Here is a 25,828-nt window from a genome sequence, read left to right as displayed (position 1 = left end):
GAGGCCTATGTGTTGATTTAATGAAAGTTGGAAGGGAAAAGTTTTTGAAGGGGTTCGAAATCTGCCTGGGCTTTGATTAAAGGAGGGTTAGAAAAAAGGCTCCCGAAGGAGCCTTTTATTTATTAATTCTTTCCACAGCCACTACAGCACTTTTTCTTTTCTGTACATTCGCCTTCCTTTAATTCATCAACTTCAAACTCCAGCTTCTTAAATGCTTTAACTAAATTCTCCTTCGAAGTTTTGTCTTCCCTATATTTTACTGTCACAGTCTGCCCCTCAAAATCAACATTTAAATCTTTTACTCCCTTTTCAAAAGGAATGTTTTTGGTGATTTTATTCACACAACTTTGGCAATCCATCTCCACCTTATAAGTCACTTCACTTACCTTTTTCTTTTTGTCCTCAGCATAAGTACTTACAACCATTAATGTCGTAATTATTAATACAAGTAATTTTTTCATATTTTAAATTTTAAATTGGTTATTACTCTCTATCTATTGAAAAACGAAGACCCAAATAGTAGCGTCGCCCCATTATAGGCCCCCAAATTAATGAACTATCAAAATACCCTCCGAAAGGATCATCCCCAGCAATAATAGGTCCATCTTGTTTAAAATTACCAAGGTTCTCAACTCCAGCATATATATTCCACTTTTTGAAATACTTTGTCACCTGTGAATTAACAATCTGGTAGGCATCAAATGATGATGGACGCTGATATTCTACAGGATTATCCCCCGTAGAAGGTACGCGACCTTTACCATTAAACTGCGTTGTAAAATCAAACTGCCATTTTTTAAGTGGTGTTGAATACGAAAGGTTAAATAATCCCTTTGATCGACTAATTAACGGACGCTCCATTAACTCGCCATTATACGTTGACTTTACATCATTGAATCGCCACGCCGCAACAACATCCAATCCACGCAACAACTCATATTTACCTTCTACCTGAAAATTATTTGCGTAAGATTTGCCGTCCAGATTATAGAAATAAACAGCATCAACACTTTGGTCGGCATCAACCACCAATTGATTTTGAAAATCGGTTCTATAATATTCTGCATTTAATGTCAATTCGCGACCTCCTATATTGATATATTGTGTGATATTTGCCCCATAATTCCAGGCATCTTCCTGATCCAGATCATCAGCAATAATTATACCACGGGAACTCGCCAACAGGTAACTATTCTCAGCCAATACATTAGGTGTCCGATACCCTTTACCGGCCGAAGCTCTTACGATGGTGTTCTTAGTAATGTTATACTTTGCATGTATTCTTGGTGTGAATAATGTTCCATATAGATTATGAAAATCGACGCGTGCTCCAGTGATGATTGTCAGACGCTCTGGAATACTATAAGTGTATTGAAAGAAGGCTCCTGGTACAAGCTCTTCCCTGTTCAGGTTTTGAATACCATCAGGCTGCAGAAAATTCATCATCAGACTTTCATCAAATTGATCGGCCTGAAAACTTGCCCCTGCACTGTACTTATTATTCTCATTACCAATTATCGATTGAAAAATTAAATTAGCATAGAACGATTCCTGATTGGCATCATAAACCTTACGGCCATAGAATGAATTTTGCTCGTGATATGCATAGTTGGCTACCAATGCCAAACTCGTTATTTCATCATCGAATAAATAACCGGCCTTAAAAAATCCTTCATAACGACGGGTATCGATATTAATGCCATAAAGTTGATCTTCGGAACCTATATTTTGATCTTCAGGATTTCTGCCTGTAAATCCCATCTGGCCTCCCAGCCTATTTTCATCCAGAACTTTAATTCCAATCTGTGAAGTAAATCCGTTTTTATTATTGTAATCCCAACGGTTAATAAAGTTGAGCTGCTTTAAAAGTGGTTCATCCCGAAAGCCATCATCATTATCATCAGTTGACTTTTGATCCTCAGAATAATGCGCCAATATAGCTGTTGTGAGCTTATCATTGATATGAATAGATCCATTCACATTACTCTCCCAACGACCTGTATTGTTGGCATACATATTCAAGAAGAATTTCTCAGAATTAACAGGCTTCTTGTATTCAACATTGATTTGCCCTGTTAAAGCCTCGTATCCATTAATAACCGTTGATGTTCCTTTTGATATTTGTATTGACTCCATCCAGGCACCTGGTATGTAATTCAGCCCATAGAGTGTTGCCAAGCCTCTAAAATTAGGAATGTTCTCGGTCATCATCTGCACATAGTTGCCTGACAGTCCTAAAAGCTGAATTTGTTTAGCACCAGTAGCAGCATCAGAGTATGATACATCCACTGAAGCATTAGTCTCGAAACTCTCACTTAAATTACAACAGGCTGCTTTACACAATTCAGCACCAGTAATATTCACTTTGGTCATCGGGTCAAGTCTCGACATGTGCGAGCCAGCTTTTTTACCGGCTACCAACACTTCGTCTAGCTCATCGCTCTTCAGAATTATTTCGAGGTGTTTATCATTATTAATTAATAAGGTATCCGGTTGATAGCCAATATAACTAACGACCAACCTCTTGTCGCCTTTCTTCTGTTCGATGGCGAATTCGCCATTGTAATCGGTAACCGTACCTTCTTGTGTATTAGCCCAATAAACATTTGCTCCAACAAGTCCGGTTAATTGATCCTTTTCATTGGCTTTCACAACACCTGTAATTTCTTTGTTTGCCTGAGAAAAAACAGGTGATGCTATAAATAGTAATAATAGAAAAACTATTGTTATTCGATTCATCTTAAATAATTTATACATGATTGCAGGAATACTTTGTTCCTCAATCAACGTTCGCGGTTAGTTATTTTAATAAGGGGTTGCATTGAGCCTGATATAACTTAGCTCAACAAGATTTTATAGGACGATTGTCCTTAGAAAGTAAGATGAATCATAAAAGAAATACGCAATTCTCCTCAGGTGAAGGATCATCTGGAACTTTTAGAATTGCGTCGTCAACAATATAAGAAGGTATTCTATTTATAGTTACAACATCTGCTAATAAGTGGTTGTAATCTAATAATTCAATAACCTCTGCCTGAAACTTAAATTTAGCAACAGTTGTCTTTCCATCGAATGATGCTTTTTTAAATTGATGCTGACATGCTTCATCATGTGAATGATGGTTATGCTCCTTACATGAAGTGCAAACCTGATCACATTCGCACTCGCTGCAGGCATGATCATGAGAGTGTGCGGTTGTTATGATACGAGTGAACGTTTCGTTCTCTTCGCAACCATTGCATTGATGATGAAATATATGCACGCCTAATATCGATGGCAGAATAGCCATCATTATCAGGATACTTATCAACTTATATTTCAACTTCATGGTCTTCATTAAGGACAAAAAAACTAATTTTTATACTACTCTACAAAATTTTAACAACTGATTTACATCACTCTTTCTTTAATTACATTAATCGAATAAACTCCCAAAACCTTCGGCATCTCAATTGATCAGTATATTTTTGTTCTCTAATGACAAACTTATATCTATATAATCCTACCTGCGATCTTGCTGTTGAAAATGGCACATTTAGCTACATGCCACCAACTTTACTGGCCAAATTTGAGCATGACATTAGTCCTTTAATGGCATTTCTGGGTGACAAAGATGATGATCTTATTTGCGAAACAAAGGATTCTTCGTTGCATACTTTCTGGAAGCAGTTTGGAATAGAATTGCCCACCTTCATTTCCTTGAGCGAATCGCTTGAGAAAAAATACGGACGAATTATTCCCTGGGGATGGAGCCCCGTAGTGATACAAAAATTTAAGAATACAAAAAGCATTGGAGGATATACTTCAGATCTCTTAATGGAGCAACGGAACTTTTTTAGTCGATTAACGAGCGTCAGCCTCGTTAATGAGCTAAATAAAAAGAATCTGCCTTCCTTTGTTACAATACCACAATTACCAAAAGCAATTCACAGTATCGATGAAATTATAGAGAGCTTGCGCTCTCAGCCAGCAGGCATTGTTGTAAAAACTTTGTGGAGCTCATCAGGACGTGGTCTATTGTTTATTAGAAATAAACAGCAACTGCAACAAGGCTATAATTGGATACAGGCGCAATTAAAAAAACACAAGTCTCTTGTTGTTGAACCCATCTACAATAAAGTGCAAGACGCATCACTTCAATTTCAAATCACTGATCGTGGGCAATATATTTTTCATGGCATCAACTATTTTGACGCTGACACACAGGGCCATTTCTCTAAAGAATATTTTCATATCCCGGAAAAGCTCAATAACATACTTCCCGGTGATACGCTTTGGTTAAGGCAAACTGAAAACGCCATTATTGAGAGCTTAAAACAATTGGAAATTCATAAACAATATACAGGACCAATTGGTATTGATTCTATGTTTGTGAATGAACATGGTAAAATCAAATTCTATCCACTAGTAGAAGCAAACTTACGATGTAATATGGGCTTGGTGAATATTCATATTAAGAAACACTTTGTTCATGACTGTCGCGGAACCTGGCAAATCACCTCATTCAAAGCTGGTGAGGCACCAGAATTTATGAAAAGGCAGATGAAGGAACACCCAATCTTCGTTCGGAATGGCAAAATTTCGAAGGGATTTTTCCCACTGTCATACTTTAAAGAAGATACGCGTTTTGCAGCGTGGGGAATTATTAATTAAACAGGCCTAAGAAAAAATCGCCGAATGAAGCCTTAGCAATGAGTATAACCAGAAAATTCCGGCTACATTCGACGACCCCTAACCAACCAAATAAAATAAGTTAATCAACCTGAATACATTTAGTAATAACAAGACCTTTTGCTACATATATTTAGGGTTAGTTGATAATATTCCTTAATTTTCTATCTCCACGGGTTGCATCTCCCGCCGTCTTCGTACATTGGAATTATTATCAATGATAATTTGAGTTACAACACGCGTAAACTCACAATAGGCATTATTATTCACGATTGACATTGCTTTAAGATAAACTAACAATTGCTTATTAATTAGTTTTATCAACTCCTTCTTGATACTTGAAGCATTGGCGTAAGTACTTTCTTCAATTTTATCTGATTCAAATGCCAAACGAAAAGTCTCAAAATCCTGCAGTTTTAACCGAATGGCCTTCATACATTCAACTGCTCCTGATAGTAATTCCAGATGAGCCTGCATCTCTGGCTTGGCCAGATCATCCAACAATGAATGAATTAAGGATGATTGTATATCGTAACTCTCCTTCAAATTACTCAATCCATAATGATCAAACACTTCCAATATAGCAACGGCTGCTTGCTGTAACTCCGGGATTGGATGATGTGTAAACCCCTTTAGCAAGCAATAAAGATCATACACAGCCTGCTCACATTGCTCATCTTTTTCCTCTAACTGTAATTGACTCTTTATACGATTAATTGCCACTCCTAATTTAGCAGAAAGCAAACCGGCATCATTCATTATTGCATCCAGGTGCTGATCTTCGTGAATCAATGAATCCTTGTAGGCATACAACATGCGCATTGCAATTGAATTAACCTCTGTAATACGACTGTTAAATGAAATTTTCTCAATCATAATGAAATGTCTCAATGGTTAGTAGTTAAAATATCATATGCATTATACATTACATTTATTAAGATATGGAATACTAACTAACGCTTGAGCACTAAACAACGTGTTGTAAAACATAACTTTAATGCTTGACATTTATGTATCTTTTACTTTTTAAGTTATTATCGTGTTTTAAACACATCAATACATCTTTCCCTATCAGGAATGATCAGAATACAAGCCCACATTTGATCCTTCAGGAAAAGTATACATCTTAATGACGTCAATTTTATTAGCTTAAGTTTTACATCCCTGCTAAAGAAGATGCAGAGTAAATTAATTCTGCAATATACTTTGGGTATAAAACAACCAAAGCCACCCCGGATTATCCTAAGGTGGCTTTTTTATCATCTCCTTAACTAAAGTTTATTCGTCTATCAATTCATCCGGTTCTTCGTCTTTGGCCAGCTCATATTTAACACCGTAGTTACGCATAATACGTCGCTTGCTACTATCGTCTTTATCGTATAGATTAAATTCAAGTTCGGCGATGATACGATCTATCAGGCGTTTGGCCTCAGGCATTAAGTCCGATACCCGTTCCTGTGCTTCGTCCAGCTCACGGTCGGCATTAGATACATCAGCAGCTTCCCTTCGTGCCTTATCCAACACTTCCTGCAAAGCCTCAGCGCTGGGGTTCACCATGGCCGGATAGCCTTTACCAACAGCATCGGCATCACCTTTTATCAATAAAGGAGCCATCTCAAGTGCCTGCCCGTCAGAGTTCAGATAGGGTAAATTACCACTTTTCGGCAACTGGTAGTGAGCCAACAGCTCAACCGGTAAATTCTCGCGGTAGATACGGCGCTTAGCCACCTCCCAAAAATCGCGAATATAAGTCTTTAGTTCATCAATGGATTCATTCTTTTCCTTTCTTTCTTTTTGAGCATTGCTTACAAAACGGGCTTTGTCGCCCATGCCTTGCTCAAGCAGTGGGGTAAAGGTCTGGGTTTTCTCAACGATACCGGCCGATAGGTAAGACACACCGCTCTCGCTGTCTGTTGTGTGGGTTTCGATAGCCTTCTTTAAAAATATCAGACTGTCGATAACTGATCTTGGCTTTTTTATTCTTGCCATAGGTTATTGTTTTAAATTATATGGAGATGATTAATTTCTGGTGTTATTGTCTGTTTTACAGTGACGTTTATGTCCCATTAAAGGTGTTGTGAAGCGTTACAAGGCAGGTAATGGCAAAAAACGAGCCTTGTAAAGCGTTACAGGTGGTTCCCCGGGAGCACAGAAGCTTTGTCAACTGTAACAGGTACCTCCCACAGGCTACGGAAGGCCTTGTTAACCGGAACCAGTGCTCTAAACTGTCTTGCGTGGTGTTACTACGGTGAACATCATATGCTGAAGTGCAATAGAGGGGCTTGTTACGCGTTACAGGTACCTCCAACTTGCAATGGACCCCATTGTGACGCTTTACAACGCCTGCACCGGCAATTTTAAAACCCTTGTACAGCCAATCGATTGGCTTTAAAAACGGTGTTATAACAGCAAAACGATCACTGACTGCACAAGGGCTTGGGAAGGTGTTTCGGGTGCATAGTAACGGTATGATCATTCTATAGGGATTTAGTGTTAGTTTTTATAAGTTAATTGCAGAAAACGCAAAACGTAACACCTTTGAATGGTACTATTTTAGTTTTTATTGATAAGTGGCAGGTTTTGTAAGATGAAGGAATGGTATTTGGGGATGAAAGTTTTGGGTAATTTGAGCGAAATTCCTTGCATATACAAAAGCCTGCCAATCTCACCATTGCAGGCTTTTTAGCATCTCCACCTTAATTCATCGCGCAAAAAATATATCTTAGTAGCGCATATGATTCATCAACAACACTACAAAGCCTTATACGCTGCTTTTGACTTGTTTCCTACCTCCAAAGGTGCTTCCACCCATATTGCCCATATGGCCAGGTACCTGTTCGACTTTTACGGAAACGGCCTGCTTTACACCCTGGGTAATGAGACCTATCCCGATTTTGAATCGGAAGGTAATACTGACATCATTCGTTTTTCAAAACGAATACCGCATTACCTTAACCGAGCCTTTGAGTATAGTCACCATCTGGAGCACACACTGCGTGATCATACCGAAATAAAACACATTCACTTTCGCGATATATGGAGTGGCCTGGGTATTTTTAACTCGTCAACCAAAGCCAAAACACTCTTCGAAGTCAATGGTCTGCCATCCATTGAGCTGCCCTATCGTTACCCCAATTTAACGCGGGCCACCTTAGGTAAGATCGAACGACTCGAAGAACTATGCTTAACCCGCTCAACACATATCATTGCTCCATCCGGTGTCATCCAAACAATGCTTATGTCGAGAGGTGTCAGCCAAGATAAAATTGATATTATACCCAATGCAGCCGATGCCAATCCGCCCTTCGAGAAGCAGGATAACTTACCAGGAAGCTACATCCTTTACTTTGGAGCCTTGCAAAACTGGCAAGGTATAGACACTTTACTCAAGGCCTTTGCCGGCTTAAAAGACATACCAGATTTAAAACTGGTTATTTGCAGCTCTAACCGACAAAAGGTAAGCAAACCCTATATAAAGCTGGCCGATAAATTAGGCATAGCCGAAAACACCATTTGGCATCATCAACTGAATAAACCGGTTTTAAACACCTGGATTAAAAATGCGATGCTGAGCATTGCCCCTTTGCGCGAATGCAGCAGAAACATACAACAAGGGTGTTCACCATTAAAGATATACGAATCGATGGCTTGTGGCACCGCTGTCATAGCTTCTGACCTGCCCGTAAGTCGCGAAATACTAGACGATAATGTTACTGGTAAGCTGGTTCCTCCAGACAGGCCACAGGAGTTAAGCCGGGCCATCCGTATATTAATCGAATATCCGCAGGTGCGGCAAAAACTTGCCCAAAATGGCTTGAAATACATCCAAACTGTTGCCAACTGGGATGTTGTAAAAAATAAATTAGAATCCGTATACACAACCAAATTATAACAAGATGCTTTTAAGGTATTTTAAAATGAGAGCAGCGCTCTCACCATCGCAGAAAAAATTCCTTCAGTCGCTTGAACTGGAAGGTAGCTTTAAGGTTTCGCACCTGCTTAAAGAACTGGTCAATATTGGAAAAATGGATACGGCCGGTGATAAATCAAGGAAAGTATTAGGGGTTATTATAGCCATCAGCCTCTTGGTCGCCTTCTTTTCCTTCTTCTTCCTAATTGATAAAGCACCTACAATATTGATAATTATCGAAGTGGTATTTCTGCCACTTGCCATCACCTCAATCGTCCTGTTCTTCATATTAAAAAAAGGCGATCTGGATAATAACTTACGCTTATTTACCATCCCGTTTTTAGGTGTTTTAAAAGAAGAAATGCACGACAGAGGCAAAATAAACTTATCACTCTGTGCCAAAAGCCTGTTTGAACATGCTTATCGATACGACAAACAGGAAATGCCACCTCGAATCAATGGCTTTGTAAAAGATTATAGAACCATCTCGTATTACAAACAAACATCCTTAAAAGGCAACGCCACGCTTTCTGACAATACCGATTTGGCTTTTGAACTAATTAATCTGGGCAAAAGGATTAGTATTAAAAAAGTAACCAGCCGCAAAACAAAATACAAAACCAAACATAAGAAAATCGTCAAACTTAATATCTGCCTTACCTTTCCTAAATCTATTTATACACGAAATGGAGCTATTACAACAGATATGCCATTGGCAATCAGCGAAACTAACCAGGCCATTAAGGTAAAAAGCAAGGTTGTATTTAAAGGATTAGAAAAAGACGATACGGCCCCGTTGAATCCTTCCATTCATGCGATTCAGCAGTTATATAAAGTTGTTAAACCAATTTAAACCCACAATAAAATTTCAAAATATGAGATGCGATATAAAAAAAGGAATATTCCGACAAATCAGTTGCAAAAAGATGGCGACCCAGCATTGTTCAGATTGCGGCATAAGAATGTGTAGCACTCACGCCGAGCAATTAAATGGTAAAACAGTTTGCATTAAATGCTTTACAAAATCAAAAAATGGGTCAAAAGCGGCATTGTCTGGCCGCTATTACGATGACGACCGTTACTTTTATATGAGCTATTGGGCCATGCGATCAAGCTATTACGATGACTATGACGACTATGGCTTTGATGAGTCGGACTATTCAGGCTTTGAAGACACCAGTGACGAGATGTATGATATGTCGGACGGGAATGATGATGACTTTTTAGATAGCTAATGACACAGAAAAAACTCCTTTGGACAACTGAGAACTATCCGCCTAATAAAGGTGGCATGGCCGAGTCGTGTAACCGGATTATCGCCTCCCTGCGGAAGCTGAATTACGTGATTCACGTTCTTCATTTCACCAATCGCAAAAAGCCATTTTTCACCGAACAAAAGCTCAATGGCAGCTACACAGCTATTCCAAAGCACCATGACATTTCCCACACTCTGAATCTGGGTCTGAATTTTTTAAGTAACCCGGATACAAGACTTGAGTACGATGGCATTGTAGCATTTGGAGGCCTCCTGCCCATGAATGGTGCACCAGTTTATGCCCGGTTATTGGATAAGCCATTGTATACTTTTATCAGGGGCAATGATTTTGATATTTCGGTTTTCTCACCCAAGCGAAAGTATTATTTAGACCAGGCTTTTAGTTGCTCCAAAGAGGTTTGTGTCAATAGCCTGGATAAGGCCCAAAGAATACAGCTGCTTTATCCCGATACCAATGTCCATTATATTCCAAACGGCATTGACAGTCATAACTGGCTTCCGCTTAAAAGTGAAATTGACAGTATGTGTGAATGGAGAAAGAACAGCACCGTGCCTGGTACGGTGACCATCGGTTTATTTGGCGTATTAAAAGAGAAAAAAGGTATCCGGTTCTTCCTCGAAGCATTACTAAAATCAGGAATGAAAGAGAAAGTTCACCTGATATTAACCGGCAACATCGACGACGAGAAGATATTACAACTCATTGAGAAACATCAACTACAAACAAGTCTTTTGCCCTTTATGGACCGCAACGAGTTATTGAAATACTATACCGTGTGCGATTGGATAGCTATACCATCCTTTTACGAAGGCATGCCCAACGTACTAATGGAAGCCGGCATATTAGGAATACCAATAATAGCCAGTAACATTGATGGCATGAAAGACCTGTTAAACAATCAGGAAAACGGACTGACTTTTCACCCGGCAGATAAAGAGGCTTGCGCCCGGCAGATCTTTAAAGCTGTAAATATGAGTGATAACGAAAGGGCCCAACTGGGATATAACCTTGAAAACCTTATTGCAAGTAATTACACTGCTGATCAAGAGGCTTATTTGTACAATCAGTTCTTTTCCAACAATCATGATAATACGCTGATTAGCCGAATAAAATCGCAACACAAGATGCAAACAATTCAAATCTAATACTATGACCAGATTAAGTTATATCCTATTATTATCAGTGCTGCTTTCCGCATGTGGAATGGGAAGCAAAAAGCAAAACGATTCAACCGATAAGGAGAATTCTTCGGAGGTAAAAACCAGCAATAAGGTTAATCAAACCACGATTTACCTGAATAATGCCGATAATGTTTCTATAGGAGAAATTTCAATTGGCACTGATGTACTTATCAACCTTGGAGATATTCATATTTATCGAAAAACAGGTAGCTCAGGCAAAGCAAAGTATATTAATAAACAAGGCAATGTAATTGCCAAAATAAATGTATACGACGATGCCATTAAACTTAAAAAGGAAAATGGCGAACTGCTATATAAAGTTAAAATATATGAGAGTAAGCTTAAGGTAGCATCTGATAATGAAATGACTAACCCCTTTGAGATAAAGTCGAAACATAGCAAATTATTTAAGGTTTATCAGCAAGGTAACGAGATAGGTAACATCATTTTTGAAAACCAGCGCGCAACTATCGAAATTGGTGATACACATATAAATGCTGTAGGTCTTGGTGCTGATAAAGTCGCAGGGATTTTTGCATTAAATGAGATTGAAATGTCCTATCGCTGCATTATGGTTGCCGAACTATTATTAAATAATTTTTAGTTCTGTTAGTCCAACCTGACCCATAAACTCAAAAACATTAAGCGCTCATGATTTTGTATTATGCACTTGGTGGTGGGCTGGGGCATGTCAGTCGTGCTTTAAAATTGATGCAACAATGGCACATTGAGAATTATAAAATAATGACAAGTGCCATTACTGCCACCCGTTTTATAGATAGCAAACGACTGATTATAATACCCAGGGAGGAAGTTAATCAGGCAGATCAAGTAGTTCAGCAATTATTATCAAATGAGCGAGTATCTTCTTTTTATATTGACACTTTCCCATGCGGCCTCAAAGGTGAATTAAGCAATGTATCTATTCCCACGCATATTAAGGTCCATTATGTTTGTCGCAGGTTAAAATGGCATGAATACGAAAAACACCTTAAAACAACTTGTCATTTTCACACCACCCACATACTCGAAGAACCCGAACCGGCTCATCGTGCTTTTATTCTGAAATCATCTGAACAAGTTAAGTGCTTAAAACTCGCTGTACCTTCCTCAGCAAGTAATCCCAAAGGCATCATCGAACAATATAATCTACCACCCCATCAAGCCATCTGGTTGATTACTCACTCCGAAAATCCAGCTGAATTAAAAGCTTTAATAAACTACGCCAAAGATATTGCTCAAATAGAAGGTTGCCATCCATACTTACTGGTGAATACCAATATTGAAAACAATGAATTAAATGTGGATCAGCTTATCTTTCATTATCCGTCTTACGAACTATTTCCAATCTGTGATCGAATTTTTAGCGCCTGTGGCTTTAATATGATGCAGGAAACGAAAGAGCTAGTCTCCAAACACTTTTTTATACCCTTTGATCGTAAATTTGATGACCAGTTCTGGCGAGCTAAAAAAAGAAAGGCGTTAAAGTAATAAATCTCAAAACACATAAAAGCCTGCAAATTTCTCAATTGCAGGCTTTCATGTAGTCCCGACGGGAATCGAACCCATATCTACGGTTTAGGAAACCGCTATTCTATCCGTTGAACTACGGGACCAATATTGTGGCGGCAAAAGTAATGGTTTCTTTTAAAAGTGCAATAGTTAAATACGCTTTAATCGCTTTGCAGCCTCTTCCAATATCTCATCCGGCTTAGCAAAATTAATACGTATATGTGGCCGATGTGGGCGCTCTTTAATAAAAGCACTTATCGGCATTGTTGCCACACTATATTCTTTAATTAGTTGAATGGCAAAATCTCTGTCCTTTTCTTCACTTATTGAGCTAAAGTCAAACAACTGAAAAAAGCTACCAGAACAATCCAGGGCTTTAAAACGTGAACCATCCATAAGTCTTAAAAATGTGTCCCGCTTTTTCTGGTAGAACGAACTTAACTGAGCATATTCGTCTTTGTTGTCAAGAAAATCGGCAATGGCCAGCTGAAATGGGGAGTTAACGCTATGCATCATAGTCTCGTGAACTCGTCTGATTTCACGCATAATCTCTTCCGGAGCTGCACAGTAGCCAATTTGCCAACCGGTTACATGATAAGTTTCACCGAAGGAAGAAATGATCACACTGTGCTCAGCAAGCTTAGGATACAAAGCGATACTTTGGTGCATGTGTCCATCAAACAACATGTGTTCAAAGGTTTCCTCACTCAATATGAAGATATTGGTACCACTAATAATCTTCTGGAGTCTCAACAAGTCAATCTCGCTCATTACCCACCCGGTAGGTGCATGGGGTGAATTAATAATAATCATGCGGGTATTAGGGCTGATCATTTGTTGAACCAGCTCCCATTCGATATGATACTGATCGCCACTCATCGGAATGGCACGCACCTGTCCCCCATTCATCTCAATGGCCGGTACATAATATTCATTGGCAGGTTCAAAGACAATAACCTCATCACCTTCTTTTATTAATGCAGCAATGGCCGTGTAAACAGCTTGTGGTGCACCAGCCGTGATGGTTATTTCTGTTTCAGGATTATAGTACTTATCGTATTGATTAAGTAATTTCTCAGATATTTTGTTGCGAAGCTCAATCTCTCCTGCCGATATTGCAAAGCGATTTAAACCTTCCCGTAAATGTTTCTCAACCAACTCAACCAGTTTTGGAGAACAATGAAAACCTGTGTATCCCGATGCCAGATTTATGGCATCATACTCTTTGATGAGTGGATTAAGCTTAGTTAAAAAGCTGGATTCCAGATTATGAAACTTCGAATTTATTTTCATGATATTGACAAAAAAGGATTCAGGCCTTTGATTAGATCAATCAATTTAAGGATTATGTTTTTAATATGCGATATGTTTTGTGGAAAGGCCGTTTTTTCTAAATCAACGGCATAAAATATTTGACCAATGGCATTAACTTGGTTTATGATGGCCAATGACAGAGCTACTAATCTTCATGAAATAACTGGTGCACAATAGGAAGCGATTTTAATTCTCCCATTGTGTCGATATGTAACCGATAATACTCAAGCAAATGTTCTAAAAGTGTAAGGCGTTCGTTCCCTTTTAGATTAAGCAAAGACAAGCTTTCAATGTCCAACATATATAGTTGCCGCCAGTTAATGAGTGTCTTACCAGTAATATAGAAACCATGCGATGGCTCATTGTCGGAGAAATGACCATTAAGTAAATCGAAATAGTCTGCTTCGATATAGGCTCCCTCAGGTCCGAATCCCAAAAAGCGACTCAACTGAAAGATAAAGAACAAATGGAAATTATAGTCCCCCTCAATTCCGGTATCAAATACTTCAATACCATGGTATATAAAGTTGAATAAATCAATATTTTCTTCCTCCTCACGAAGCACTTTACTCAACAACTCTGTCAAGAAAAAAGCCATGGCACGTTTCTCCTGTTTAAAAGGAATGCTGCATAAAGGATGAGCTACCCTAAAATCTTTAATTCTTTGAATATCTGACTTTGGTCGATGATACACTTCCATATCTAAAAGTGTCATTGGTTGCAGTAAAACGGCATTCCCCTTATTTCGCTTGCTTCGAACTTTATTTACCAAATAGCCCTGACGACCAAACTTCCGTGTATAAACAGTTACAATAATACTGGTTTCCTTATACTTAATATGATTGAGAACAATGCCTTTTGTTTGGTGTATCATTGTAAATGCTTTTGCACAAAATTAGTATTTGTTAAGAACAATATACAGGGTATAAAAGACAATAAATGTCAGAATAATATGGTTAGATAATGGGGTCAAATGTTTAATGAATGATAAATGTAATAACCGAATAAAAAGAAAGTAGTTATTTTTGGCGATTGTAGTATTACTATCATTTGATTAGAGATAACGAATTTAAAAGGATAATAATGGAAGAAAAGAAATGGAGCTTTTCAAAAGCTTTTTGGGTTGCCAACACAGTTGAGTTGTTGGAGAGAGCAGCCTATTATGGTGTATTTATAGCAATGACGCTATACCTGTCAAGGATTTTAGGTTTTACAGATATTGAAGCAGCTTGGATTGCCGGACCATTTGGGGCATTACTATATTTATTACCCACCTTCAGCGGTGCTTATGCTGATAAGATTGGATTTCGAAAGGCCTTAATGTTAGCTTTTCTACTCCTAACAATTGGATATGCAGGCATGGGTATTCTTCCAGCCATTTTCGAAAACAATGGTTTGGTAATATATGGAGAAACAACACAGTTTAGCGGTCTTGAAACATCATGGGAAAAATTCCTGATTGTTCCCATACTCTTAATTGTAGTAGTAGGTGGATCTTTCATTAAGAGTGTGATTACTGGCACAGTGTCGAAAGAAACAACAGTTTCCAACCGCGCACGTGGATTCTCAATCTTCTATGCCATGGTAAATATTGGCGCTTTCTCAGGTAAGCTAATTGTTAAACCGCTCCGTATGTCAATGGGTGATGAAGGATTATTTATCCTTAACTTTTTTGCAGCGTCAATGACTCTAATCGCACTTATTACGGTTTTTCTATTCTACAAGAGCACTCACACTAAAGGAGAAGGTAAAAGTCTCAATGAGATATGGAATGCTTTGGGTAAAGTATTTACCAATGGTAGATTAATAACACTTATCTTGATCATTACAGGATTCTGGATGGTTCAGAGTCAATTATATGCTACGATGCCAAAATACGTGCTTCGCATGGCGGGTGAAAATGCAGCACCTTCCTGGTATGCTAACGTCAATCCTCTGGTGGTATTTACTACCGTTGCATTTATAACCGAGCTCATGCGTCGTCGCACAGCATTGTTTTCAATGACCATTGGCATGTTTATTATGCCGATATCTGCTTTAGCAATGGCTTCGGGCAATATGTTTGACGGAACCATTCTTGGCGTTCACCCTGTCACCTTTATGATGATTGTGGGCATCGTCTTCCAGGGATTGGCTGAAGTGTTTATTTCCCCTCGTTTCCTTGAGTACTTCTCATTACAGGCTCCCAAAGGCGAAGAAGGATTGTATCTTGGGTTTAGTCACCTACACTCCTTTATTTCGCACCTGGTTGGATTCGGATTATCTGGTTACTTGTTGAGCATTTACTGTCCAGATCCGAAAACATTAAGTGTGACCGAAAAGTTAACCGCGTATGATCATGCACATTACATTTGGTTCGTATTTGTAGGTATTGCTTTAGTTTCAGCTATATCACTAATTATCTATGGTTACGTCACAAAAAAAATAGATACTAAGAAAGAGCTAGTTAAGTCAGAAGCCTAAATAAATCACTAACATTTTAAAGATTTTTCTTGCAGAAAAAAGGATTTGACTTATCTTTGCAACCGCTAAAGCAAAAAGATCTTTAGAATGTTGCCCAGATGGCGGAATTGGTAGACGCGCTGGTCTCAAACACCAGTGGTAGCAATACCGTGCCGGTTCGATCCCGGCTCTGGGTACCGCTTAATCCCGATAGAATTTCTATCGGGATTTTTTGTTTCTACATACAATCCTGCAATAGTATAGATGACATTACTTCTATATCAGACTGCTTACCTCCATTATCTTCAACCGTAATTTTTGTTAGCTAGTTTACACTAATCATTGATAATTATCTACTAGTGGTGATTTTATTCATAACCTATTAAGTTTATCTGCAATACAACATTTATTATCTTGCAACTGAAATAATAAAGACTAATAAATTAATACACTCAAACAAAATGAGATCACTCTACTATTTGATTGTGCTGGTTCTTGTTTTTGGTTGCAACCCTGTTGAAAAACCGGTTGACAATCCTTTCCTGACAGAACTAAATGCTCCGGTTGATTATGAGAATGTTACAGCCGATGATATCACACAATACGTACATTTTACGTTGAAACAAGCAGATGCCAAAGTTGAAACAATCAAGCATACTGCAAATCCATCTTTCAATTCAGTATTTGCAGCATTGGATGATGTAGTTAATTCTGTTACTATCGCATCAAACCGCTCATTTATGCTATATTGGGTATCTCCTGATTCCCTTTCAAGAATCAACGGTTTAGCAGGTTACAAATTGCTGGATTCCTTATCAACCACCATTTATTCTGATAAGGATATTTTCAACCAAATGGTTCGCGTCAAAGAATCGGATGAATACAAGACCTTAAAAGAAAACAGAAAACGCCTCGTTGATGACCTTATTCTGAATTTTGAACAATCCGGAGTAAACCTGGATGCGGATAATAGAGAAAAGTATCTTGCGCTGACAAAGGAGATCAATCAGCTCACCTCAGATTATTCCAATAATATGAACACGGCAATGCCAATTTTGGTATTGGACGAAGATGGTGCATCAGGGTTGCCAGAAAACTTTAAAAACACATATCGAACAACAGAAAATAAATACGAAATCCCGGTGATGAACGCCACTAAAGGACCGGTGATGAGTAATGCAGAAAAGGAGGCAACCCGAAAAGCCTATTATCTGAAGTTCAACAACAGAGCTGCTGATAAAAACCTGGCCATATTGGATCAACTGGTTCAAAAACGTCATGAACTGTCCAACATTATGGGATATGAAACCTATGCCCACTATAACCTGTATCCAAAAATGGCTAAAGATCCCGAAACCGTTTGGACATTTATCAATGATCTGACAGATCGTGCTAAAGAAAAAGCTATTAGTGATCTAAAAGAATTAAGCAATCTAAAGAAGAAAGATGACTCCACAATAAAAGGCAGTCCATTGAAAGTGTGGGATGTATCATACTACACGAACGAGATATTAAAGAACAAATACCAGGTTGACCACGAAGCATTAAGGGCCTACCTCCCTATTGATCAGTGTCTGAAAGGAGTACTTGATATTTATTCTGAGCTATTTGGTCTTCAATTCAAAAAAGTGGAAGATGCTTCGGTATGGCACGAAGAAGTGGATATGTATGAAGTGTTTGAGGGTGAGCAATTGGTTGGTCGTTTCTACCTCGACCTGTTTCCAAGGCCTAATAAAGAATCCTGGTTTTATGGTGTCGGTTTAAAATCCGGTAAAATGACTGAAGCAGGACTCGAAGTACCGACTAACATGTTGTTAGGTAACTTCACCAGACCTACTGAAACTTCACCTTCACTTCTTAGCTTCAAAGAGTTGAACACCTTATTCCATGAATTCGGTCATATTATTGATGGTCTTTCATACAAAGGCGAATTTGCTCTTCAAGCCAGCTCCAAAATGGACTTTATAGAGTCTATGTCGCAAATTTTCGAAAACTGGACCATGGACTATGAAATGTTAAGCTCATTTGCCAAACATTATGAAACAGGTGAAGTATTGCCAAAAGAACTGTTTGACAATATGGTGAAAGCCAAAAATGTTGCCTCTGGTTATAAGGCAATTTCATCGCTTCGAAACTGTTTCTACGATATGAACCTATACAATAAATTCAGTCCTGAAGTTGCCCTTGATACTGATGAATTATGGAAGAAAATCGATGACGAACTGGGCATTATGGAAGTCTATGTAGATGATACTCATCCACAGGCTGCCTGGATTCACATTAATACCCATCCTGTTTATTACTACGGTTATTTATGGTCGGAAGTATATGCACAGGATATGTATACTCAATTTGAAAAATATGGACTGACAGATCAGGCTACTGGTAAGCGATTCCGTGAGTTGATCCTTTCCACCGGACAGCAAAGAGACATCATGGAAGCTGTTGAAGAGTTTCTTGGCCGCCCTTCAAATAACGAAGCCTACATTAAAAGTCTTGGATTGGGTTAAGCAATAAATCAATAGACTAAACACCTTTATAGGGGAACCATTACAAAATAACAGTCAATAAAAGACTCTTTTAAAACTTAGAGGCTGTCTCAACAAAAAATTGAGATAGCCTCTTTTTTTATACTCTTTATAATCTCTCCGACTCGCTGTAAATCACATCACATCCCTTCCAGATTCAATCGACCAGTAAGGGGTTAAACATATCAAAACAAGTACTGATCCGACATACTCATTCAAATTTTCTTAAACAAATAGAATCATATTAACGTATTAAGTTAAAATATTAGTATCTTAAGTTTCTAACAATGTTGATAATATATTGATCGATGCTTATCAGAATTTTATTCAGAACAATATTTACTCATTAATTTACTATGCTATAGTTACTAAAAACAAGCAATATGAAACGAACATGTAAATTTTAATCGTAAAAATTACACACAACTTGTCCCGACTCAGGTGGGAAGGTAATGATTAAGATTTCATGAGAGTTCCATGTGACAACTTAAAAAAAATTTAAACACATGAAAGGAACTGTATTTTGTGAATTCCTGAATATGACAGAGGAAAATTTTGGCTACAAAATGGTTGACCAGATTATCAATCAGTCCAACCTTCCCAATGATGGAGCTTACACTTCTGTAGGCACATATGATTTTGATGAACTTGTAAGCTTATTGACACATTTAAGCCAAAACACCAATATTCCTCCCAATAAATTATTGTATGATTTCGGTGATTATCTTTTTAAGATTTTTCTCAAAAAATACCCGGAAATGTTTCAATACGCTCATGATGGCTTTACTTTTCTGGAACGTGTGCCACAAAAAATTCATATTGAAGTCAACAAGCTTTATCCTGATGCGGAATTACCCCATATAGAAACCTCCATTGAGGACAATGTACTAACTATGAAATATGCTTCCTCCAGAAAATTAGGTGATCTGGCAAAAGGTCTTATCAATGGCTGTATGAATCACTTTGATGAAAAATATAGCATACATGAAGAGTTTCTTAAACAGGATGGCAGCGAACTGGTATTCACCATAACAAGACTTTGATGTCAGCAGAAGATTATAGGCTTCTTAAGCGAAAATTAAACCGGGAAATCAATGCTCGTGAACAAGCTGAAAAACTGCTTGAAGAGAAATCGCTTGCTTTATTTGAAAGCAATACCCAATTAAAAGAGGTTAACGGCACCTTAAAAAATTTACTTCAGGAAAAAAGTAATACCCTTTTCAGGCGAGAGCAGGAATACAAATCGCTGGTTGAAAATATTAATGATATCATTTGCAAAACAGACCTTGAAGGAACTATATCCTATGTAAATCCAATTGTTGAAACAATTCTTGGATATGCGCCCCATGAACTAATTGATAAAACAGTTTTTAATTTTTTACCGAACCATTTTAAAATTAAAGGAAGCTTATTTTATGAGGATCAAATTACCCAAAAAAACTGCCTCAGCTATATTGAAGTTCCAGCCTTAACAAAGGAAAACAAAATGGTTTGGTTTGGAGTCAACCTGCAATTCTATACCGAAAACTGCCCTGATTGTACTAAGAAAAAATGTATTCTAAAAAATAATGAATCCATAAGTTCAAAAGATGATTGTCATTTTAAGGAAGTTATTATTGTTGCCAGGGATATAAGCGAACAAAAAAACACACAAAAACTCCTGGCACGACAAACTTATTTCCTGGAACAGAATATAAAAGAGCAAGAGTTAACATCTGAAATTGCATTGGAGTTAAATACTTTAAAACCTTTTAAAACCAGAGTTAATAATATTCTTGAAAAGGTTGGCAAACACGCCAGAGTCAGTCGTGTTTATGTTTTCGAAGATGAAGAAGACGGAACACTGACCAATAATACATTTGAATGGATTAAACCGGGAGTAGAAGCTGGAAAAAATAATCTTCAAAACATTCTGTACAACCAATTTCCATCGTGGAATAGGATACTCGCAAATGAAGGACGAATCTATGCTGAAAATGTAGTTAACCTTCCGGATGATTTGCAACCGATTTTAAAACAACTATCGGTTAAATCCATTGTCGTTTACCCTTTAACAATAAAAAATAAATCAATTGGTTTTATTGGATTCGTTGATACCACGACAACCAGAAAGTGGACGAAAACGAATATAGAACTTCTGAGAACTATCTCTGGTATGGTATCCGCCGCTTTTGAACGGGAACACATGGAAAGTTCTATTAAAGCCGAAAGAGACCGGGCTAATAAAGCCAATAATGCCAAGTCAGAGTTTCTGGCTAATATAAGTCATGAAATCAGAACGCCCATGAACGCCATCCTGGGATTTAGCGAAGCGCTGTCTTTAAAACTTGAAAAGCCCAAAGACCGGGGAATGATCAAATCGGTGGTGAAAAGTGGTAAATTACTTTTGTCTCTCCTAAATGATATTCTTGACTTTTCGAAACTAGAAGCCGGCAAAATTGAATTGAATAACGATGCGACGAACCTGAAGAATACAATACTGGAAATCATTCAGTTGTTCTCAGCCAATGCCAAAAAGAAAAACATCTACCTTAATTATAAAATAGATAACAGTGTTCCCGAAGCTATACTAATTGATGAACACCGTGTTAAACAAGTCTGCTTCAACCTTGTAGCCAATGCCATTAAATTTACTCATAAAGGAGGTGTATTGGTTGATGTTGCTTTCGTTAAAAAGGATACTATTAAAGGAACAGTTTACATTAAGGTAAGCGACACTGGTATTGGTATTTCTCCTACACAAACCAAAGTCATTTTTGAATCGTTCAGACAACAATACGGACAGGCTAACCGAAGATATGGTGGAACAGGTCTTGGATTAACCATATCGCAAAAACTCGTTGAAAATATGGGAGGAAGTATTGAAGTTGAAAGCAGTGTTGATGTGGGGTCTGAATTTAAGGTTACGATTCCTGACATTGAAATAACTGAAAATGCATTACCAAATAATCATGAAGAATTAAATTTACCTGAATTACCTGTTTTCGAGCCTGCCTGCATTTTAATTGTTGATGATACGATTGAGAATACCAGAATTTTAAAGGAATTTCTGCCGTCCAATCAACTAATTCGTACTGCTGCCACTGGAACTGAAGCTGAACTTAAGTGTAAAGAACAGGGGTTTGACCTGATGTTTTTGGACATAAAACTTCCTGATATTGATGGTCATCAGTTAGCAGTCAACATCAGAAAATTTCAACCCACGGCAAAGATAGTGGCCTACACAGCTTCTGAAATTAATGATGAAAAGCTGTCAAACCAGCAGGTATTTGATGACTTTTTGGCCAAACCATTGGATAGAAAGCGACTTATTCAGGTTCTTAATAAATTCCTAATAGCTGAAAAGGATAAACAAACTGTATCACCAAAGCTTAGTGAAGCTGTTAAAAAAGAACTCCCTTCAATCATAGAGCATCTGCAAACCACCTTTCTTCCTCAATGGAAGAAAATTAACGGTTACCTAATTCTGTATGATATTAAAAGCTTTGCGACTGAATTATCTGATTATGCTGAGTCTCAAAAAGTCTATCTTCTGACTGATTACTCTAAGAATTTGAAAGAAGCTGTTGAGTTAATCAATTTGACCAATATAAAAGAACATCTCCAACGATTTCCTGAAATAATCGAAGAACTAAAAACCTATCTCTAATCATTACAGTTATGAAATCAGACCTTCCCAACATATTAATTGTCGACGATAATATTCTAAACCTGCAGGTAACAACTGAAATCCTTCAGGAACAAGGCTATAGGATTGGACTGGCACAAAGCGGACAAGATGCCTTGAATCAGATTGAGATTCAACTTCCCGACCTGATATTATTGGATATTATGATGCCGGGCATGGATGGCATTGAGGTTTGTAAGCAAATCAGAAGCAATAAAAAATGGTGTGATATCCCTATTATTTTCCTGACAGCCAGAAACCAAACCGAAGATATTGTGAGAGCTTTTGAATCAGGTGGAGCTGATTATGTAACCAAACCTTTTCAAAAAGAAGAACTGCTTGCCAGGGTAAATAACCAAATTGAATTGTATAGAAGTAAGCAAAAAATAAAAGCCTTAAACGCAACAAGAGACCGGCTTTATTCTATCATTGCCCACGATATAAAAACGCCTTTCTCAAATATAATTTTTATCGTTTCGGCCATAAAAGACAAAGTGGTTATCCCAGGAACAGATGATTTTAATGAAATAATTGAACAGCTCGATAAAACTACCAAACAAACAAATGATTTGCTTAGTGATCTCCTTACCTGGACGCGCTTTCAAAGTGGCAGCATTAATCCGGAATTCTCTTTAGTTGACCTGAGTGCTTTGGTGATGGAAACCGATCAGTTAATGCGACCTACAGCTGAACAGAAGCACATTTTGACAGAATACATATTTGACGATGATTGCCGGATATTTGCTGATTCCACTACAGTTAAAACCATCATCCGAAATCTATACTCCAATGCTATTAAATTCAGTGAACCAGGCGATTCTGTAAGCATCAGCATCAAAAAAGAAAATAATCATTGCAAATTGAGCATACAGGATAATGGTGTCGGAATGGATAAGCCAACTTTGGATCGCTTATTCAACAAAAAAGAAGTATACACAACCAACGGTACTAACCAGGAATCAGGTACAGGTCTCGGCTTACAAATGGTTCATGATTTTGTTGAACTTAATGAAGCTAAACTCGAATGTGAAAGCGAAGCCGGTACCGGAACAACATTAAGCATTATTTTCTCCAACCAAACTAAATCCTAAGTAAATGACCGTAAAACTTAAGCAATACAACGTATTAGTAATTGATGATGATCCGATAATTCGAAATGTGGTACGCTCCTACCTAAAAGATAAAGTCAACGTTTTTGCAGTAGAAACGCCATCGACTGGTTTCAGAATTTTGGAAAATGAAGAAATCGACCTGTTGATAACTGACTTTAAATTACCTGAGATGGATGGCTTAAAAGTGCTTGAAAAGGTAAAAGCTGATTATCCGAACATTGAAGTGATCATGATCAGCTCATCAACTGATATGAACACGGTTATTGGTGCTTTAAGAAATGGTGCGGCTGACTATTGTAAAAAACCATTTGACGCCTCCACCTTATGGCTTTCCATTGAACGAACCCGGAAATTCGCCAAACTTCAGGATAAGCTGAGCAATGAAGTCATCAAAAACAAGATGCTCAAAGAAGAAGTTGAGCGTGAAATCGGTGTTCAGTTAATCGGTGAAAGCAAGGCTTTGGAACAAGTTAAAACACAAATGAAGTTGGTTGCAGAAACCCCTGACACCTCTGTACTGCTCATTGGCGAAAGTGGTACCGGAAAGGAAATAATTGCCAGAGGCATTCACACTTTAAGCCAAAGGTGTGATGAGCTATTTGGTGCTGTTAATATGTCGGCCATACCTGAAAGTCTTTTTGAGAGTGAATTCTTTGGTCATAAGAAAGGAAGCTTTACCGGAGCCATATCTGATAAGGCAGGCTGGTTTGAATCTGCTAATCGCGGAACACTTTTTCTGGATGAAATTGGTGAAATGCCCATGTCTCTTCAGGTTAAATTATTAAGAGTACTGGAAGATCGAAAATTCACCAAAGTTGGCACACATGATAGTAAAGCCTATGATATAAGGATTGTATCTGCAACCAATAAAAGCGTTGAAGAACTCACGGCCGGAAAGGAATTCAGGTTAGACCTGTTCCACAGAATCGGTGCCTTTGTAATACATATACCGCCTTTAAGAGAACGTCGATCAGATATCCCACTACTGGTTGAATATTTTATCAAGAATATATCCAAACGTTTGGGTAAAACCATTAAAAAAGTGCATCCTGATGTTTACACAACACTTGATAAATATCCATTTCCGGGAAATATAAGGGAACTTCGAAACATGGTTGAACGGGCTTGCATCATGAGCCAGGATAATATAATACAAGCCGATCACTTCTTTTTGCCTGCTAACCAAATGAGTCCAAATACCAATCATAGCGAAACCATCTATGATTTGAAAGAACTCGAAAAACAAACCATTGTTAAAGCCCTTCGAAAAGTAAACTATAATAAATCAGAAGCTGCCAAACTGCTTAATCTGGAATGGAATGCTCTGTATCGGCGTATTCAGAAATATGGTATTCAACTCGAAGGTGAGGTGTAAAGATTACATTGATTTTGTTGGATGTATAAAGCTTTGTGTCGGGGACTGTTTTCACACCTCCCAGCTAGGGTGTCCAATTTGAAGTTCCAATTTTTACCCTGTTTTTTGAAGAATGCACTTCTAACTGCAGTATATACAATAGGCTACTATAAGATTTATTTGATAAGGCCTGTAAGGCCGTTGCGTATAAGGATAGGCCGAAGGCCTATCATAGACATTCAGTTAAGCTGCAGACCTGAAAGGTCGATACGTGTTGAATACGTTTGTACTTTTTTTCAACGTGCCGGACTTACAGTCCTTTTAGTAGTGTTTGTATTTTTCCACAGGCCTTCGACCTGCACTTTTACGTATTGCTCTTTCAGAGCTTTTTAAAGCACGGGTATTCATTATATAACACAATAGAGTCTAAGATGCTATTTTGCTTTCTTGCACTATCCAGTAGTTCTTACATCGTACTCACGTTATCAATAGATTAAAATCCTTTTTTATTTTCAAAATCACTTTTTTCAGTAACAACAAATTGGACATCCTACCTCCCAGCCTTCTTCTCAAGAATAAGGAGTTGTTTAAAAAGATCAAAGAACCAGGTAAAAATCATTCGGGACCACACATATTTCGTTATGGACGGCCATTAATTGATTCAGGACCATTAAAAAATAACTGAGGACCATCGAAAAATGACCGAGGGCCATTAAAAAGTGACTGATGACCACTTATTTTTCATTCAGGACCGGTAGAAAATGATTCAGGACCATAAGTTTTTCATTTGTAACAGGTGACTTGTCAAATTTTAGTGGTTACCTGGTATTTTGGCAGCGTTACCAATCATTCTCAACAGG

21 protein-coding genes and 2 tRNA genes are annotated in these 25,828 nt (G+C 37.9%); 14 read left to right on the top strand and 9 right to left on the bottom strand.

Annotated elements, in window-relative coordinates:
- Positions 1 to 122: 122 nt before the first annotated feature.
- The 3 genes from AC4MRQ_RS09400 to AC4MRQ_RS09390 all read right to left on the bottom strand — a co-directional run bounded on the left by AC4MRQ_RS09400 (position 123) and on the right by AC4MRQ_RS09390 (position 3,328).
- Positions 123 to 461 carry a heavy-metal-associated domain-containing protein gene (locus tag AC4MRQ_RS09400; RefSeq protein WP_491197411.1) on the bottom strand — a complete coding sequence of 113 codons (339 nt, stop codon included), beginning with the start codon at positions 459 to 461 and terminating at the stop codon, positions 123 to 125.
- Positions 462 to 483: 22 nt separating this feature from the next.
- Entirely contained in the window at positions 484 to 2,739 is a 2,256-nt protein-coding gene (locus tag AC4MRQ_RS09395; protein WP_491197410.1) for a TonB-dependent receptor, read from the bottom strand.
- 148 nt (positions 2,740 to 2,887) lie between these two features.
- Positions 2,888 to 3,328: a hypothetical protein gene (locus AC4MRQ_RS09390; RefSeq protein ID WP_491197409.1), complete on the bottom strand. Its 441-nt coding sequence runs from the start codon at positions 3,326 to 3,328 to the stop codon at positions 2,888 to 2,890.
- A gap of 149 nt (positions 3,329 to 3,477) precedes the next feature.
- Between AC4MRQ_RS09390 and AC4MRQ_RS09385 the strand changes: the two genes are divergently transcribed.
- Positions 3,478 to 4,653: a hypothetical protein gene (locus AC4MRQ_RS09385; RefSeq protein ID WP_491197408.1), complete on the top strand. Its 1,176-nt coding sequence runs from the start codon at positions 3,478 to 3,480 to the stop codon at positions 4,651 to 4,653.
- 174 nt (positions 4,654 to 4,827) lie between these two features.
- Here the strand turns inward: AC4MRQ_RS09385 and AC4MRQ_RS09380 are convergent, their stop codons facing one another.
- From AC4MRQ_RS09380 to AC4MRQ_RS09370, 3 genes are all read right to left on the bottom strand, one after another.
- Entirely contained in the window at positions 4,828 to 5,547 is a 720-nt protein-coding gene (locus AC4MRQ_RS09380) for a DUF6261 family protein (RefSeq protein WP_491197407.1), read from the bottom strand.
- A 402-nt stretch (positions 5,548 to 5,949) separates the two neighbouring features.
- Positions 5,950 to 6,660, bottom strand: a complete 711-nt coding sequence (locus AC4MRQ_RS09375) for a hypothetical protein (protein ID WP_491197406.1) — start codon at positions 6,658 to 6,660, stop codon at positions 5,950 to 5,952.
- Positions 6,661 to 6,727: 67 nt separating this feature from the next.
- Positions 6,728 to 7,147 carry a hypothetical protein gene (locus tag AC4MRQ_RS09370; protein WP_491197405.1) on the bottom strand — a complete coding sequence of 140 codons (420 nt, stop codon included), beginning with the start codon at positions 7,145 to 7,147 and terminating at the stop codon, positions 6,728 to 6,730.
- Positions 7,148 to 7,405: 258 nt separating this feature from the next.
- Here AC4MRQ_RS09370 and AC4MRQ_RS09365 point away from each other — a divergent pair, with 258 nt between their 5' ends.
- Genes AC4MRQ_RS09365 through AC4MRQ_RS09340 form a run of 6 tightly spaced genes read left to right on the top strand, consistent with a single transcriptional unit; the run spans position 7,406 to position 12,530 of the window.
- On the top strand, positions 7,406 to 8,563 hold the full coding sequence (locus tag AC4MRQ_RS09365) for a glycosyltransferase (RefSeq protein WP_491197404.1): 1,158 nt from the start codon (positions 7,406 to 7,408) through the stop codon (positions 8,561 to 8,563).
- Between the two features lie 25 nt (positions 8,564 to 8,588).
- Positions 8,589 to 9,434, top strand: coding sequence for a hypothetical protein (locus tag AC4MRQ_RS09360; protein ID WP_491197403.1), 846 nt, complete (start codon positions 8,589 to 8,591; stop codon positions 9,432 to 9,434).
- A gap of 22 nt (positions 9,435 to 9,456) precedes the next feature.
- Entirely contained in the window at positions 9,457 to 9,816 is a 360-nt protein-coding gene (locus AC4MRQ_RS09355; RefSeq protein WP_491197402.1) for a hypothetical protein, read from the top strand.
- On the top strand, positions 9,816 to 11,003 hold the full coding sequence (locus tag AC4MRQ_RS09350; RefSeq protein WP_491197401.1) for a glycosyltransferase family 4 protein: 1,188 nt from the start codon (positions 9,816 to 9,818) through the stop codon (positions 11,001 to 11,003). Before AC4MRQ_RS09355 ends, AC4MRQ_RS09350 begins: the two co-directional genes overlap by 1 nt.
- Positions 11,004 to 11,007: 4 nt before the next feature.
- On the top strand, positions 11,008 to 11,643 hold the full coding sequence (locus AC4MRQ_RS09345; protein WP_491197400.1) for a hypothetical protein: 636 nt from the start codon (positions 11,008 to 11,010) through the stop codon (positions 11,641 to 11,643).
- Between the two features lie 47 nt (positions 11,644 to 11,690).
- Entirely contained in the window at positions 11,691 to 12,530 is an 840-nt protein-coding gene (locus AC4MRQ_RS09340) for a hypothetical protein (protein WP_491197399.1), read from the top strand.
- 53 nt (positions 12,531 to 12,583) lie between these two features.
- On the opposite strand, the gene AC4MRQ_RS09335 is transcribed toward AC4MRQ_RS09340, so the two are convergent.
- The 3 genes from AC4MRQ_RS09335 to recO all read right to left on the bottom strand — a co-directional run bounded on the left by AC4MRQ_RS09335 (position 12,584) and on the right by recO (position 14,739).
- Positions 12,584 to 12,655: transfer RNA gene (locus tag AC4MRQ_RS09335), tRNA-Arg, on the bottom strand.
- Between the two features lie 46 nt (positions 12,656 to 12,701).
- Complete coding sequence (locus AC4MRQ_RS09330; protein WP_491197398.1) at positions 12,702 to 13,844, bottom strand: methionine aminotransferase; 1,143 nt, start codon at positions 13,842 to 13,844, stop codon at positions 12,702 to 12,704.
- A gap of 166 nt (positions 13,845 to 14,010) precedes the next feature.
- Positions 14,011 to 14,739: a DNA repair protein RecO gene (gene recO, locus AC4MRQ_RS09325; protein ID WP_491197397.1), complete on the bottom strand. Its 729-nt coding sequence runs from the start codon at positions 14,737 to 14,739 to the stop codon at positions 14,011 to 14,013.
- Positions 14,740 to 14,948: 209 nt separating this feature from the next.
- On the opposite strand from recO, the gene AC4MRQ_RS09320 reads away from it, so the two are divergent.
- The 7 genes from AC4MRQ_RS09320 to AC4MRQ_RS09290 all read left to right on the top strand — a co-directional run bounded on the left by AC4MRQ_RS09320 (position 14,949) and on the right by AC4MRQ_RS09290 (position 24,989).
- Complete coding sequence (locus AC4MRQ_RS09320) at positions 14,949 to 16,328, top strand: MFS transporter (RefSeq protein ID WP_491197396.1); 1,380 nt, start codon at positions 14,949 to 14,951, stop codon at positions 16,326 to 16,328.
- A gap of 92 nt (positions 16,329 to 16,420) precedes the next feature.
- Positions 16,421 to 16,504, top strand: a tRNA-Leu gene (locus AC4MRQ_RS09315).
- Positions 16,505 to 16,768: 264 nt separating this feature from the next.
- Complete coding sequence (locus tag AC4MRQ_RS09310) at positions 16,769 to 18,817, top strand: M3 family metallopeptidase (protein WP_491197395.1); 2,049 nt, start codon at positions 16,769 to 16,771, stop codon at positions 18,815 to 18,817.
- Positions 18,818 to 19,341: 524 nt separating this feature from the next.
- On the top strand, positions 19,342 to 19,878 hold the full coding sequence (locus tag AC4MRQ_RS09305) for a heme NO-binding domain-containing protein (protein WP_491197394.1): 537 nt from the start codon (positions 19,342 to 19,344) through the stop codon (positions 19,876 to 19,878).
- Entirely contained in the window at positions 19,878 to 22,484 is a 2,607-nt protein-coding gene (locus AC4MRQ_RS09300; RefSeq protein ID WP_491197393.1) for an ATP-binding protein, read from the top strand. Before AC4MRQ_RS09305 ends, AC4MRQ_RS09300 begins: the two co-directional genes overlap by 1 nt.
- Positions 22,485 to 22,495: 11 nt before the next feature.
- Positions 22,496 to 23,593, top strand: a complete 1,098-nt coding sequence (locus AC4MRQ_RS09295) for a hybrid sensor histidine kinase/response regulator (protein ID WP_491197392.1) — start codon at positions 22,496 to 22,498, stop codon at positions 23,591 to 23,593.
- Positions 23,594 to 23,597: 4 nt separating this feature from the next.
- On the top strand, positions 23,598 to 24,989 hold the full coding sequence (locus tag AC4MRQ_RS09290) for a sigma-54-dependent transcriptional regulator (protein WP_491197391.1): 1,392 nt from the start codon (positions 23,598 to 23,600) through the stop codon (positions 24,987 to 24,989).
- The last annotated feature ends 839 nt before the right edge of the window (positions 24,990 to 25,828 follow it).

Source organism: Carboxylicivirga sp., assembly GCF_982718395.1.
This window is presented reverse-complemented; position numbering and strand designations above follow the sequence as displayed.